This is a genomic window from Micromonospora sp. NPDC092111 (genome assembly GCF_044755745.1).
In the GTDB taxonomy this organism is placed as follows: Bacteria; Actinomycetota; Actinomycetes; order Mycobacteriales; family Micromonosporaceae; genus Micromonospora.
Map to the genome: position 1 here is coordinate 187,709 of NZ_JBIVRQ010000005.1, position 13,007 is coordinate 200,715.

The window sequence follows — 13,007 nt, forward strand, 5'->3', positions numbered from 1 at the left end:
GTCCCGCCAGCGTACGCCGTCCGGCCCGGTCGGCGGGCCGGGCGTCGGGTCCGGATCCGGCCGCAACGTCCGGAACGGACGCCACCCGGGCCGGAGGGCACCGGACCGGGGCAGCGCGCCGGACAGACGGCCGGGCCCGGCGTCGTCACGCTGGTGACGGCACCGGGCCCGGGTGTCCGGTCGGTCAGGCCCCGTCCGGGGCGGGCGCGGTGCCGTCCCCCTCGGCCTGGTCGGCGACCTCGCGGGGCAGCCGCAGCGGCAGCGGCTCACGCACCGGCTTCGCCTCCTGCCCCCGGTCGACCACCAGGCCGTCGAGGCAGGTGGCGAGCGGGCCGGCCACGTCCGGGTCGGTGGCGGCAGCGCCCTGGTAGACGCCGCGGACCATCCAGCGCGGCCCGTCGATGCCGATGAAACGCAGGTCGGTCAGGCCGTCCGGGGTACGCACCCGGGCGTGCAGCTCGGGGCCGTACTCGCCCTGGACCTCCTGGGCGGCGGCCCCGTCGCTGAACAGCGACTGGCGGATCTCCTCGCGCACCTCGTCCCAGATGCCCTCGGAGCGCGGCGCGGCGAAGACGCCGAGCTGGAGCGCGTTGTCCCCGTGCACCAGCACGACCTGCTGGATCACGCCCTGGGGATCGGCCTGCACCCGTACCTCGACGCCGGCCACCGCCGGGATGTGCAGGCTGCCCAGGTCGAGCCGCTGCACGTCGTCCGGTGCCTCGGACATGTCGTACGGGCCGCGCGCCGGGCCCGCCGCCTCGTGCGAGTCGAGGACGTCGGCCCGCTCGTCACGGGCGTGCCGCCCGCCGTCGGCCCGCTTTCGGGAGAAGATCACTGCGCCCACCCTCCGCTGTTCGCACTCACCCTGCCACCTCTTCCGTCCGTTCGCCCGCCCGGTCGATGCCTTCCCGCCCGACCGGGCCACCGGGCGGCGGCACGAGGCCGGCGTGGCCGCCGGTGGACCCGTGTCCGCCGGCACCCCGTCGGGACCCGGGCAGCTCCGCCACCGGCTGGAAATCGACCCGCTCCACCCGCTGGACAACGAGTTGTGCGATGCGATCGCCACGGGAGATCTTCGCCGGTGCGTCCCGATCATGGTTGATCAGGTTGACCAGGATCTCACCCCGGTAGCCGGCGTCGACCGTACCGGGCGCGTTGAGCACCGTCACACCAAGCCTGGCGGCCAGGCCGGAGCGCGGGTGGACCAGGCCGACGTACCCGTCCGGCAGGGCCAGCGCCACCCCGGTGGGCACCAGGGCCCGGCCGCCGGGGGGCAGTTCGACGTCCGCGGCGGCCACCAGGTCGGCACCGGCGTCGCCGGGATGGGCGTACGCGGGCAGGGGCAGCTCCGGGTCGAGCTGCCGTACGGGCACGGGTACGAGGTGGGTCACGGTCTCCCTCTTCCGTCCGGTTCGCGGGGTGACCCTGCCATCCTGCCGGGTCGACCGCCCGTCGTGTTCCGTACCCTGGCAGGAGTGAGCCTGTCGCCTTCCCCGTCGTCGCCGGCGCCGCGCACCACGGCGGTCCCGGCGCACTCCGAGCGGCTCCGCCTGCCGTGGTGGTTCTGGCTGGCCGGGCTGGCGTTGGCCGGGCTGGCCGCGGCCGAGGTCTGGATGGGTGCCGCCGGGACCCGGGCCTGGCTGCCCTTCGTGCTGCTGCTGCCGGCCACCGGGGCCGGCCTGTGGTGGCTGGGCCGGGTCCGGGTCGCGGTCGCCGACGGTGAGCTGCGGGTGGACGACGCCCGCCTTCCCGTCCGGTACGTCGCCGACGTCGTCCCGCTGGACGCGGCCGGCAAGCGGGAGGTGCTCGGCGTGGGGTCGGACCCGCTGGCCTTCGTGGTGCAGCGCCCGTGGATCGGCGGCGCGGTGCAGGTGGTGCTCGACGACCCGGCGGACCCCACCCCGTTCTGGGTGGTGAGCACCCGCCGGCCGGTCGAGCTGGCCGCCGCCCTGCTGGCCGCCCGCGACGCGGGCTGAACCGCCCGCTGGCGTCGCCGCCGCCGGGCGGGGCGTCAGACCATCGCCTCACGGCGGGGCGTCAGGGCAGGGCGTCAGACCAGGCGGGGCGTCAGGGCAGGGCGGGCCGGCCGCCGGGCAGTTCCCGACGCTGCCTGCGCAGGTCGCGCCGGAGCTGGTCGGCCAGCGCCCGGGTGGCCCGGCGGTTGAGGTAGCTGGCGACGGCCGCGCCGGTGAGGAACGGGCCCAGCGTGGTCAGGTTGCGGCCGAAACGCTTGAGCAGGGTGTCGCGCAGCTCCCTGCGGGCGGCGGTGCCGAGCACCGCGCTGACCCCCACCCCCGGCATCATCGGGTTGATCCCCCGCTGGCTGGCCCAGGACTGCACCAGGGCGATGCTGCGCGGGGTGCCGCCGGCGGGCAGCGGCGCGCCGTAGATCTCGTGCAGCTCGCCGATCAGCTTCAGCTCGATCGACACCACGGCGATCGTCTCGGCGGCCAGCAGCACGGGCGCGGAGAGCAGGGTCGGGGCGACCGTCCACTCCACCGCGGCGACTCCCCCACCGGCCGCGCCGACCCCGGCGGTGGCCCGGGTCGCGTTGCGGACCAGCCGGTCGGCGAGGGCCTCGTCGTCCAGCCCGGGGAAGTGCCGGCGCAGGGTGGCCAGATCCCGGACCGGGATGTGCGGCGCGACGTCGGCGACCGTCTCGGTCATCCAGCGCAGCGCCGCCTTCGGCTTGAACAGGTCGGCGAGCCCTCGGCTGCGGGCCTGCCCGACCAGTCTGGTGAGCAGTTGCCGGCGACGGGCGGGCAGGATGTCGTCGGCGGTCAGCGCCGCCACCGTCGCGCCCAGTTCGTCGTCGGCGCGGTCCGCCGGGCCGCCGCCCGGGGACGGCGGGTCACCCGGGCCGGTGCCGGTGTCGGCGGCCGGGTCGGCACCGGTCGACGGCCCGACCGGGTCGGCACCGCCGGACCGCTCGCCGCGCTCGCTCATCCGCCCTCCCGAGGTTCGGTGGGCGTGGTCTCCGCCCACTACGAGTCAAGCAGCAACCCGCCGCCCGCGCACGGCAGCCCAGACAGCGGCGGCCCCGCGAGGAGGCCGCCGCTGGTGTGATGTCGTGCTCAGACGCACTCGCGACAGATCAGGTCGCCGTTGCGCTCCACCGCGAGCTGGCTGCGGTGGTGGACCAGGAAGCAGCGTCCGCACCGGAACTCGTCCTGCTGCATCGGGAGGACCTTCACGGTCAGCTCCTCGTCGGCCAGGTCGGCACCGGGCAGCTCGAAGCTCTCGGCCACCTCGGCCTCGTCGACGTCCACGGCGCCCGACTGTGAGTCGACCCGCCGGGCCTTGAGCTCTTCCAGGCTGTCCTCGCCGAGGTCGACCTCGTCGCGACGCGGGGCGTCGTAGTCGGTGGCCATCGGTTTCACTCTCCCATATCGATGTTGTCGCTTCCGGTTGTAACGCCGGGCGACGCTGTTTCGGTTCCCACTGGCCGGCCACCACTTCGTGTCGGTCACCCGACCCGACGGCCCTCGGGTCGAGGCCGCCAGGGCACTCCCCCCGACGAGCGCGGTACCTTACCCCCCTCCCGGGCGAGGCATGTATACCGCCCTCGCGGCAGAGATGTACGCCCCTCCGCCCCGAGTTGTTCCCAATGTGACTCAGGCGACACGAAGATAGGGGTAGTACTACCCGGTTCCCGGTTGGCGCGCCGGCATGTCGGACTGTTTCCACGCGACTGCCGGACAAGCGTTAACCTCAGCGGCGTACTCGACGGCCGGCGGGGCGGCCCGACCGCCGGTGCCGCCGCCACCCACTCACTGTCCGGGGAGCGCCCAGATGAGCTTTGCGCGAGTGCGAGCACTCGTTGTCGTCGGTCTGCTGGCGGTCGTCGCCCTGGTCTTCGTCGTCGTGACGGTGGTCCGCGACACGCAGGGCAAGGCCGGCGCGGCCGGTAGCTGTCCCGAGGGCTGGCCGCTCGCCGACGTCACGCTGCGCGAGCAGAAGGACGTCAAGATCAACGTCTACAACGCCACCGACGAGGTCGGCCGGGCCGGCACCGTCGCCGACGACTTCCGCAACCGCAAGTTCCAGGTGAAGAAGGTGGGCAACGCCCCCAAGGGCGTCGACGACGTGGCGGTGCTGCGGTACGGCCCCAAGGGGGTCGGCTCCGCGCACCTGCTGCGGGCCTACTTCCTCGACAACGCCAGCACCGAGTACGACCCCAAGCGCAAGGACGACACGGTGGACGTCCTGCTGGGCAACGGCTTCCAGCAGCTCGCCACCACCACCGAGGTCAACCAGTCCCTCGGCGACCTCGGCGCGCCGGTCGCGCCGGAGGGGTCCTGCCCGATGCCGGTCAAGAAGTAACCATCGCCACACGCCGACGGCGGCGTCCCCGGTCGGGGGAGCCGCCGTCGGCGTCGCGGTGGACGCCGGTCACGGCCCGCCGGAGGCGTCGAGGTCGGCGAGCCGGTCGTGCAGCGGCGCGAAGAGCGCGGGCGGGGCGGCGAGCACCAGGTCCGGCCCCGGGGGCAGGCCACGCAGCCCGGTGACCCGCAGCCCGGCCTCGGCCGCCACCAGCCCGCCGGCGGCCAGGTCCCAGGCGGCCAGGCCCTTCTCGTAGTACGCGTCCACCCGCCCCTCGGCGGCCTGGCAGAGGTCGAGCGCGGCGGCGCCCATCCGGCGGATGTCCCGCACGTGCGGGATCAGCTCGGCGACCACCCGGGCCTGGTGGGTACGGCGACCCGCGTCGTAGCCGAAGCCGGTCGCGACCAGGGCCTGACCCAAATCGGTCTCGGTGGAGCAGCTCAGCCGCCGGCCGTCGCGCCACGCGCCGCCGCCCAGGGTCGCGGTCCACTCGTCGCCGGTGAGCACGTTGCGGACCACCCCGGCGACCACCTCGCCGGCCACCTCGGCGGCGAGCGAGACCGCGCAGTACGGCAGTCCGTAGAGGTAGTTGACGGTGCCGTCGATCGGGTCGACGATCCAGCGCACCCCGCCCGGGGCGGCGGTGCCCGCCCCCGCGCCGTACTCCTCGCCGAGCACCGTGTCGTCGGGGCGGAGCGCGGCCAGCGCCTCGCGTACCTGCCGCTCCACCGCCCGGTCGGCGGCGGTGACCACGTCGGTGACGGTGCTCTTGGTGGCGGCGACCGAGACCCCCTCGGCCCGCATCCGGTACGCGGTGGCCGCGGCGTCCCGGGCCACCTCGATCGCGATCGCCAGCAGTTCCTGTGACGACGCCGAACGAGTCATGATTCGTCCCCTTCCCGCACGACCGGGACGCCCGGCACACGCGCGGTTATCATCCTTACAAAGTCCACATCTGCGCCGAATCGGCGGTCCCGACCGCCGGTACGCCGTGCGCCGCAGGATGATCGCCGCAGACGGCGTTACAATTCACCCTGCCCACGCGCCACGGACCGCCGCCGAACGGCCGGACCGGGACACGGGGGTCCCTCATCGACATCGCCCGGCACGGTGCGCCACGCCGCGTCCGGACGACCCGGCCGTGCCCGCTCTTCGCCTCCGGAAGGTCATTCGTGACAGAACCCCGCCAGACCGGCGCCGACGTTCGCTCGCTCACCGACACCCTGATCGCGCACGCGCAGAGCGCGGGCGGCCAGTTGACGTCGGCCCAGCTCGCGCGCACCGTCGAGTCCGCTGAGGTGACCCCGGCCCAGGCCAAGAAGATCCTTCGGGCGCTCTCCGAGGCGGGCGTGACCGTGGTGGTGGACGGCTCCGCCAGCACCCGCCCCCGCCGGGTGGCCGCCGCGCGGTCCGCCACCCCGGCCTCCCGGGCCACCACCGCCAAGACCACCAAGAAGGCCGCCGCGCCCGCCCCGAAGCAGGCGCCGGCCGCCGAGGAGGCCACCGCGCCCGCCCCGCGCAAGGTGGCTCCGCGCAAGGCCGCCACGACGGCGGGGGTGGCCGCCAAGGCCGCCGCGCCGGCCGCCAAGGCGACCAAGTCCACCCGGGCCACCAAGGCGACGGTGGCCGCCGCCGGCGCCAGCAAGGCCGCCGGCAAGAAGGGCGAGGGCGCCGAGGGGGAGATCGACCCCGAGGAGCTGGCCGCCGAGATCGAGGACGTGGTGGTCGAGGAGCCGGCCGAGCTGGCCCAGGCCGCCGAGACCGACGCCGCCGCCTCCGCCACCGACAACGACTTCGAGTGGGACGACGAGGAGTCCGAGGCGCTCAAGCAGGCGCGCCGGGACGCGGAACTCACCGCCTCCGCCGACTCGGTCCGGGCCTATCTCAAGCAGATCGGCAAGGTTCCGCTGCTCAACGCCGAGCAGGAGGTCGAGCTGGCCAAGCGGATCGAGGCCGGCCTCTACGCCGCCGAGCGGCTGCGCGCCGCCGACGAGGGCGAGGAGAAGCTCACCCGCGAGATGCAGCGCGACCTGCTCTGGATCTCCCGGGACGGCGAGCGCGCCAAGAACCACCTGCTGGAGGCGAACCTCCGGCTGGTGGTCTCGCTGGCCAAGCGCTACACCGGGCGCGGGATGGCCTTCCTCGACCTGATCCAGGAGGGCAACCTCGGCCTGATCCGCGCGGTCGAGAAGTTCGACTACACCAAGGGCTACAAGTTCTCCACGTACGCCACCTGGTGGATCCGGCAGGCGATCACCCGCGCGATGGCCGACCAGGCCCGCACCATCCGCATCCCGGTGCACATGGTCGAGGTGATCAACAAGCTCGGCCGGATCCAGCGCGAGCTGCTCCAGGACCTGGGCCGCGAGCCCACTCCGGAAGAGCTGGCGAAAGAGATGGACATCACACCCGAGAAGGTGCTGGAGATCCAGCAGTACGCCCGGGAGCCCATCTCGCTGGACCAGACCATCGGCGACGAGGGCGACAGCCAGCTCGGCGACTTCATCGAGGACTCGGAGGCCGTGGTCGCGGTCGACGCCGTCTCGTTCTCCCTGCTCCAGGACCAGCTCCAGCAGGTCCTCCAGACGCTCTCCGAGCGTGAGGCGGGGGTGGTACGGCTGCGCTTCGGCCTGACCGACGGCCAACCGCGTACGCTCGACGAGATCGGCCAGGTGTACGGGGTGACCCGGGAGCGGATCCGGCAGATCGAGTCCAAGACGATGTCCAAGCTCCGGCACCCGTCACGCTCCCAGGTGCTGCGCGATTATCTGGACTGAGCCGTCCACGTCAACAAGTCGTGTCGGTTTGATCACCAGCCGTAGAACACTCAAAGGTGATCGGGCGGATGCGGGTTTGTGATCGTTGACGTGGCACCCTTGGTACACGGCACACTGTCTTCCCTGCCATGTGTGACCTCGGTCCCCCGCGGGCACACTGGGAAGGCAGGGCCTGGCAAGGGTGTTGCACGATGAGTGAGCAACGACCGAAGAGAGTGTTCATCGGTGACGACCAGAGGAGGAAGGCGATGACCCCGACCCTCACGCCGCCGCCCGAGACGGTGGCTCCCCCAGCCGCCGATGAACGGTGCGACCGCTGCAATGCTGCCGGCAAGCTCCGGATCACTCTGGCGGGTGGGAGCGAGCTGGTGTTCTGTGGGCACCACGCGAACAAGTACGCCGAGGATCTCGTGCGGATCACGGTGAAGTACGCGACGGACCCGGAGTTCAGCTGGCGTGGCGCCGATCTGATGGCGAACTGAACCCGTAACAGACCCCGCGACGACATAGCCGGCCGGAGGCCCCCTGGGGGCCTCCGGCCGGCTTTTCGCACACCCACCCCACCGGGTGCGGAACGCGCCACCCACCCCCACCGGGTGCGGAACGCACCACCCACCCCATCCGGGGGTGCGGAACGCGCCACCCGCCCACCTGGGTACGGAACGCGCCACTCACCCCACCGGGTGCCGAACGGCTGGTGGGATCAGAGGGTCTGCACGGTGGCGATCCGCTCCTCAAGCTGCTCGATGGTCGCCTGGGCGCTCGGCGGCCCGCCGCAGAGCCGGCGCAGCTCCGCGTGGATCTTGCCGTGCGGCAGCCCGGTGCGGTGGTGGCGGGCGGCCACCAGAGCGTTCAGTTGGCGACGCAGGGCCACCCGACGCTGGGCGGCACTCATCGGTACCGGCGGCGCCGCCGGGGCCGCAGCGGCCGGCTCAGCGGCCCGCGCGGCGGCCCGCCGACGCTGGGCGGCGAGCTGGTCGGCCTGCCGCCTGGTGAGCAGCAGCGACACCTGGTCGGCGGTGAGCAGACCGGGCAGGCCGAGGTACTCCTCCTCCTCCGGGGTGCCGGCCTGGGCGGCGGTGCCGAAGGACGCCCCGTCGAAGATCACCTGGTCCAGCTCGGCGGTCGCGGAGAGCGCGGTGAACCGCTTCTCCAACTCGCCGCTGGCCTGCTCGTCGCGCTGGGCACGCTCCAGCAGGTCGTCGTCGAAGCCCTCCCGGTCCTTGGGCTTGCCCAGCACGTGGTCCCGTTCGACCTCCATCTCGCTGGCCAGCCCGAGCAGGTGCGGCACGCTCGGTACGAAGACCGAGGCGGTCTCGCCGGTGCGGCGGGCCCGGACGAACCGCCCGATGGCCTGGGCGAAGTAGAGCGGGGTGCTGGCGCTGGTGGCGTAGACGCCGACCGCCAGACGGGGGATGTCGACGCCCTCGGAGACCATCCGCACCGCGACCAGCCACCGCTGCCCGGACGCCGCGAACGTCGCGATCCGCGCGGACGCGCCCTGGTCGTCGGAGAGCACCACGGCGGCCTTCTCGCCGGTCACCTGCTCGATCAGCTTGGCGTACGAGCGGGCGTTCTGCTGGTCGCTGGCGATCACCAGGCCACCGGCGTCGGCCATCCCCGCGTTGCGCAGCACCGTCAGCCGGGCGTCGGCGGCCCGTAGCACCTGCGGCATCCAGTCGCCGGCCGGGTCGAGGGCGGTCCGCCATGCCTGGGCGACGAGGTCCTGGGTCATCGGTTCGCCCAGCCGCGCCGCCAGCTCGTCCCCGGCGTTGGTGCGCCACCGGGTCTCCCCCGAGTACGCCAGGAAGAGCACCGGCCGGACCACGCCGTCGCGCAGCGCGTCGGAGTAGCCGTAGACCGAGTCGGCCCGGGACCGCAGCAGGCCGTCCCCGCCCCGCTCGTAGCTGACGAACGGGATCGGGTTGTCGTCGGAGCGGAACGGCGTACCGGTGAGCATCAGCCGGCGTACCGCGGGCTCGAAGGCCGCCTTCACCCCGTCGCCCCAGGACCGGGAGTCGCCGGCGTGGTGGACCTCGTCGAGGATGACCAGGGTGCGCCGGGTCATGGTGCGCCGCCGGTGCACCTGCGGGGCCATGCCGACCTGGGCGTAGGTGACGACCGCGCCGTGGAAGTCGGCGGACGAGTGCAGGTCGGCGTTGCGGAACGCGGCGTCGAGCTGGATGCCGACCCGGGCGGCGGCCTGCGCCCATTGGGTCTTCAGGTGCTCGGTCGGCGCGACCACGGTGACCGCCTCGATGGTGCCGTCCACCAGCAGCTCGGCGGCGATCCGCAGGGCGAAGGTGGTCTTGCCGGCACCGGGGGTGGCGACCGCGGTGAAGTCCTCGGTCCGGCGGCGCAGGTACTCCACCATCGCCTTGCGCTGCCAGGCGCGCAGGGGCGGGAACGTCTCGAGCGCCGGCAACCGGGCTGCCACGCATGGCTCCTCTCCGACCGCACGACGGCGGACCCGGGGCGAGGGCCACGGGTACCGCCGCCCATGAAAACGCCTCCGCGCAGAAGATGCCGCGAAGGCCGGCTCAGCATAACCAGCCGGGGCTGGTCCACCCAGCCGACGCCACGCTGGTCACATCCGCCACCCCGCCCGCGCACTCCCCGCAGCCGCCCGCTCACCGGCCGCCGGGCGGTGGTGGGCGGCCGAGGTCGGTCTTCGGGGGACGCATCGGCGCCACCGGGGCCGACCAGCGACGCCGCAGGGCCACCAGCCGGAGGGCGAAGACCAGCACCGCCGCCCCGGTCAGGTTCAGCGCGCCGGCACGCCCGAGGCCGTCCAGCAGCACCACCATGATCGACCCGGCGAGCGCGGCGACGGCGTAGATCTCCCGGCGCAGCACCACCGGGATCTCGGCGGTGAGCAGGTCCCGGCCGAGGCCGCCACCGATCGCGGTGAGCATGCCGATCACCACCGCGCCGACCGCCGGCACGTGGGCGTCGAGTGCCTTGAGCGTGCCGGTGACGGTGAACAGGCCCAGCCCGGCCGCGTCGAGCACCAGCACGGTGGTGCGCAGCCGGGCGAGCTGCGGGTGCAGCCAGAACACCGCGGCGGCGGTGACCGCGGCGGTGGTGGCGTACCGCCAGTCGGCGAAGGCGAGCGGCGGCACCTCGTCGATCACCAGGTCGCGGAAGATCCCGCCGCCGAGCGCGGCCACGAAGCCGACGAAGACGACGCCGAAGAGGTCGAGCCGTTTGGCCACCGCCGCGGAGGCCCCGGAGGCGGCGAAGACGGCCACCCCGGTGAGATCGGCGAGGAGCAGGGCGGTGGAGGTGGTCACACCGCCGAAGATTACGTGGGCGGCTCGTCGAGCCGCCCCGGATCACTCGCGGTACGAGTCGTAGATCTCCTTGCACTTGGGGCAGACCGGCGACCCCGGCTTGGCGGCCTTGGTGACCGGGAACGTCTCGCCGCAGAGCGCCACCACGTAGGTGCCCATGACGGCACTCTCGGCGATCTTCTCCTTGCGCACGTAGTGGAACATCTCGGGGCCGGTGTCGGCGTCCTTCAGCTCCGGACGCTCAAGAACCTCTGTACTCACTTCTCCACCTCCAACTTTCCAGTTTTGCAGGTCGGCTCCGCCCGGTCCACTTCAGCCCACCTCGACGGCGGCCCGTACGGTACCGAGGTGACCAACTTTCACATCCGTCACGGCGCCGAGGTCGCCGACGCCCTGCGCGACGGCCGGCCCGTCGTCGCCCTGGAGAGCACCATCGTCTCGCACGGTCTGCCCCGACCGGACAACCTGCGGGTCGCCCGGGAGATCGAGCAGGCGGTCCGGGACGCCGGTGCCGTCCCCGCCACCATCGGCATGGTCGGCGGCGAGCTCGTCGTCGGCCTCGACGACGCCGAGCTGACCCGCCTGGCCACCGTCGACGGGGTGACCAAGCTCTCCGTCCGCGACCTGGCGGTGGCCGCCGCCACCGGCGCGGACGGGGCGACCACCGTCGCCGCGACCAGCGCGGTGGCCGCCGCGGCCGGGATCGGTGTCTTCGCCACCGGCGGCCTGGGCGGGGTGCACCGCGAGGCGGCGCAGACCTTCGACGAGTCGGCCGACCTGATCACCCTGGCCCGGACGCCGATCGCGGTGGTCTGCGCCGGGGTCAAGTCGATCCTCGACGTCGGGGCCACGCTGGAGCGGTTGGAGACCCTCGGGGTCGCGGTGGTTGGCTACCGCACCCGCCGCTTCCCCGGCTTCTACCTCACCGACGCCGGTTTCGACCTGGACTGGTCGGTGGACTCCCCCGAGCAGGTGGCGGACGTGCTGGCCGCGCGGCAGCAGCACGGCGTGCACGGCGGCGGGCTGATCGTGGCCAACCCGCTGCCGGTCGACGAGCAGCTCGACCCGGCGCTGCACGACCGGACCCTGACCGAGGGCCTGGCCCGGCTGGAACAGGACGGGGTGACCGGCAAGGCGGTGACCCCGTTCCTGCTGGCCCACTTCCACTCGGCCACCGAGGGCGCCAGCCTGGCGGTCAACGTCCGGATCATCCTGCGCAACGCCGACCTGGCCGCCCGGATCGCGGTCGCGGCCCGGCGTACCCAAGCATGACCGGTCCGGCCCGGATCGTGGTGGTCGGCGACCTGATCACCGATGTGGTCGCCGTGCTGGCCGGTCCGCTGGCCACCGGCTCGGACACCCCGGCGACGATCCAGGTCACCGGCGGCGGACAGGCCGCCAACACCGCCGCCTGGATCGCCGCCCAGGACGTGCCGGTGACGCTGGTCGGCGCGGTCGGTGACGACAGCGCCGGACGGGACCGGGTGGCCGAGCTGGAACGGGCCGGGGTGGACTGCGCGGTCGAGGTGCACCCGGGGGCCGCCACCGGGACGGTGATCGTGCTGGCCACCGCCGTCGAGCGGACCATGGTCACCGAACGGGGGGCGAACCTGCGGCTGACCGAGGGGCACGTCGACCGGGCCCTGGCGGCGGTGCCCGACGCCGCCCACCTGCACCTGTCCGCGTACTGCCTGCTGGACGCCGGGTCACGACCGGCCGGGCTGCGCGCGCTGGCCGCCGCCCGCGAGCGCGGGTTGACCACCAGCGTCGACGCGGCCTCCGCGGCCCCGCTGCGGCGGGTCGGCGCGGCGGCCTTCCTGTCCTGGGTACGCGACGTCGACCTGCTGCTGGTCAACGCGGACGAGGCGGGTGTGCTGGCCGGCGGGCTGGACCCGGCGGCGCAGGCGCGGGCGCTGTCGGCGGCGGCCCGGCGGGTGGTGGTGAAGCGGGGCGGTGCGGGCGCGGTCTGGGTGGACCGGCGGGCGACCGTCGGCGTGGCCCCGGCCCGGCGGGTCGCCGTGGTGGACGTCACCGGTGCCGGCGACGCCTTCGCGGCGGGCCTGCTCACCACCTGGACCGCCGGCGCCGACCCACGCGCCGCCCTCACCCGCGCCGCCGACCTGGGTGCCCTGGCCGTCTCCACCCTCGGCGCCCGCCCCACCCCCTGACCGGCGGGGTCAGGGTTCGGCGTCGATGATCTTGTGCGGCTGCTCCTCGGCGGCGAGGGTCATCGGCGGGGTCTCGTCGCGGTGGCGGGGCTGGAACCTGCTGGCGAGGCGGTGCTGCTCCTTGGGCGGGCGGTCGTTGGCGAGCAGCACCGCGAGCCAGGGGATGAGGATCATGCCCAGGGCCACCAGGGGCAGCCACAGCCAGAGCAGCGGGGCCTTCGTGCCGACCAGGATCGCACCGCCGATCACGCAGGCCACCCGGATGCCCATCATCAGCACATAACGCTTCTGCCGGCTGGTGAGCTGGTCGTCCTGGCTGCGCGAGGCGTCGGTGATCAGAATCGGCTGGTACGCCTGGCGCTTCACCATGGACCTCCTAGAGGGGGTTACGCCCCATCCTGTCACCGCCCCTCCTTGATCAGCGAAAATCGGGCCAACCGGCAACG

At 73.7% G+C, this 13,007-nt stretch carries 15 protein-coding genes; 6 read left to right on the top strand and 9 right to left on the bottom strand.

Annotated features, from left to right (window positions below; all coding sequences use genetic code 11):
- Nucleotides 1–184: 184 nt before the first annotated feature.
- Both ACIQG9_RS13405 and dut read right to left on the bottom strand, forming a co-directional pair.
- Nucleotides 185–835, bottom strand: coding sequence for a DUF3710 domain-containing protein (locus tag ACIQG9_RS13405; protein WP_400401281.1), 651 nt, complete (start codon nt 833–835; stop codon nt 185–187).
- A gap of 25 nt (nt 836–860) precedes the next feature.
- Nucleotides 861–1,391: a dUTP diphosphatase gene (gene dut / locus ACIQG9_RS13410; protein WP_400401283.1), complete on the bottom strand. Its 531-nt coding sequence runs from the start codon at nt 1,389–1,391 to the stop codon at nt 861–863.
- A gap of 90 nt (nt 1,392–1,481) precedes the next feature.
- Between dut and ACIQG9_RS13415 the strand changes: the two genes are divergently transcribed.
- Nucleotides 1,482–1,976, top strand: a complete 495-nt coding sequence (locus ACIQG9_RS13415) for a DUF3093 domain-containing protein (protein WP_400401687.1) — start codon at nt 1,482–1,484, stop codon at nt 1,974–1,976.
- A 91-nt stretch (nt 1,977–2,067) separates the two neighbouring features.
- Here ACIQG9_RS13415 and ACIQG9_RS13420 read toward each other — a convergent pair whose 3' ends face one another.
- Both ACIQG9_RS13420 and ACIQG9_RS13425 read right to left on the bottom strand, forming a co-directional pair.
- Nucleotides 2,068–2,946 carry a hypothetical protein gene (locus ACIQG9_RS13420; protein WP_400401285.1) on the bottom strand — a complete coding sequence of 293 codons (879 nt, stop codon included), beginning with the start codon at nt 2,944–2,946 and terminating at the stop codon, nt 2,068–2,070.
- A gap of 128 nt (nt 2,947–3,074) precedes the next feature.
- Nucleotides 3,075–3,371, bottom strand: a complete 297-nt coding sequence (locus ACIQG9_RS13425) for a DUF4193 domain-containing protein (RefSeq protein ID WP_067315205.1) — start codon at nt 3,369–3,371, stop codon at nt 3,075–3,077.
- A gap of 436 nt (nt 3,372–3,807) precedes the next feature.
- On the opposite strand from ACIQG9_RS13425, the gene ACIQG9_RS13430 reads away from it, so the two are divergent.
- A complete protein-coding gene (locus ACIQG9_RS13430) occupies nt 3,808–4,323 on the top strand; it encodes a LytR C-terminal domain-containing protein (RefSeq protein WP_400401689.1) in 516 nt (171 codons plus the stop codon).
- A gap of 69 nt (nt 4,324–4,392) precedes the next feature.
- Here ACIQG9_RS13430 and ACIQG9_RS13435 read toward each other — a convergent pair whose 3' ends face one another.
- A complete protein-coding gene (locus tag ACIQG9_RS13435; protein ID WP_400401288.1) occupies nt 4,393–5,208 on the bottom strand; it encodes an inositol monophosphatase family protein in 816 nt (271 codons plus the stop codon).
- Between the two features lie 287 nt (nt 5,209–5,495).
- Here ACIQG9_RS13435 and ACIQG9_RS13440 point away from each other — a divergent pair, with 287 nt between their 5' ends.
- Together ACIQG9_RS13440 and ACIQG9_RS13445 are read left to right on the top strand one after the other, a co-directional pair.
- Complete coding sequence (locus ACIQG9_RS13440; protein WP_400401290.1) at nt 5,496–7,100, top strand: RNA polymerase sigma factor; 1,605 nt, start codon at nt 5,496–5,498, stop codon at nt 7,098–7,100.
- Between the two features lie 248 nt (nt 7,101–7,348).
- Nucleotides 7,349–7,582 (top strand): hypothetical protein, encoded by a 234-nt coding sequence (locus ACIQG9_RS13445; RefSeq protein WP_400401691.1) that lies wholly within the window; start codon nt 7,349–7,351, stop codon nt 7,580–7,582.
- A 221-nt stretch (nt 7,583–7,803) separates the two neighbouring features.
- Here ACIQG9_RS13445 and ACIQG9_RS13450 read toward each other — a convergent pair whose 3' ends face one another.
- The 3 genes from ACIQG9_RS13450 to ACIQG9_RS13460 form a co-directional block, all read right to left on the bottom strand.
- Nucleotides 7,804–9,537 carry a DEAD/DEAH box helicase gene (locus ACIQG9_RS13450; protein ID WP_400401292.1) on the bottom strand — a complete coding sequence of 578 codons (1,734 nt, stop codon included), beginning with the start codon at nt 9,535–9,537 and terminating at the stop codon, nt 7,804–7,806.
- Between the two features lie 193 nt (nt 9,538–9,730).
- Nucleotides 9,731–10,393 carry a trimeric intracellular cation channel family protein gene (locus ACIQG9_RS13455; RefSeq protein WP_400401294.1) on the bottom strand — a complete coding sequence of 221 codons (663 nt, stop codon included), beginning with the start codon at nt 10,391–10,393 and terminating at the stop codon, nt 9,731–9,733.
- A gap of 42 nt (nt 10,394–10,435) precedes the next feature.
- A complete protein-coding gene (locus ACIQG9_RS13460) occupies nt 10,436–10,654 on the bottom strand; it encodes a DUF3039 domain-containing protein (RefSeq protein WP_088946800.1) in 219 nt (72 codons plus the stop codon).
- Between the two features lie 87 nt (nt 10,655–10,741).
- On the opposite strand from ACIQG9_RS13460, the gene ACIQG9_RS13465 reads away from it, so the two are divergent.
- A complete protein-coding gene (locus ACIQG9_RS13465; RefSeq protein ID WP_400401296.1) occupies nt 10,742–11,665 on the top strand; it encodes a pseudouridine-5'-phosphate glycosidase in 924 nt (307 codons plus the stop codon).
- The gene (locus ACIQG9_RS13470) at nt 11,662–12,561 is read left to right on the top strand and encodes a carbohydrate kinase family protein (protein WP_400401298.1); all 900 of its coding nucleotides are present in this window, start codon (nt 11,662–11,664) and stop codon (nt 12,559–12,561) included. Before ACIQG9_RS13465 ends, ACIQG9_RS13470 begins: the two co-directional genes overlap by 4 nt.
- A 9-nt stretch (nt 12,562–12,570) precedes the next feature.
- On the opposite strand, the gene ACIQG9_RS13475 is transcribed toward ACIQG9_RS13470, so the two are convergent.
- On the bottom strand, nt 12,571–12,930 hold the full coding sequence (locus ACIQG9_RS13475; RefSeq protein ID WP_400401300.1) for a DUF3099 domain-containing protein: 360 nt from the start codon (nt 12,928–12,930) through the stop codon (nt 12,571–12,573).
- Between the last annotated feature and the right edge of the window lie 77 nt (nt 12,931–13,007).

Coding starts and splice junctions, on each gene's coding strand:
- ACIQG9_RS13425 (WP_067315205.1), bottom strand. CDS start 3,371: ATGGCCACCGACTACGACGCCCCGCGTCGCGACGAGGTCGACCTCGGC.
- ACIQG9_RS13475 (WP_400401300.1), bottom strand. CDS start 12,930: ATGGTGAAGCGCCAGGCGTACCAGCCGATTCTGATCACCGACGCCTCG.
- ACIQG9_RS13470 (WP_400401298.1), top strand. CDS start 11,662: ATGACCGGTCCGGCCCGGATCGTGGTGGTCGGCGACCTGATCACCGAT.
- ACIQG9_RS13435 (WP_400401288.1), bottom strand. CDS start 5,208: ATGACTCGTTCGGCGTCGTCACAGGAACTGCTGGCGATCGCGATCGAG.
- ACIQG9_RS13445 (WP_400401691.1), top strand. CDS start 7,349: ATGACCCCGACCCTCACGCCGCCGCCCGAGACGGTGGCTCCCCCAGCC.
- ACIQG9_RS13420 (WP_400401285.1), bottom strand. CDS start 2,946: ATGAGCGAGCGCGGCGAGCGGTCCGGCGGTGCCGACCCGGTCGGGCCG.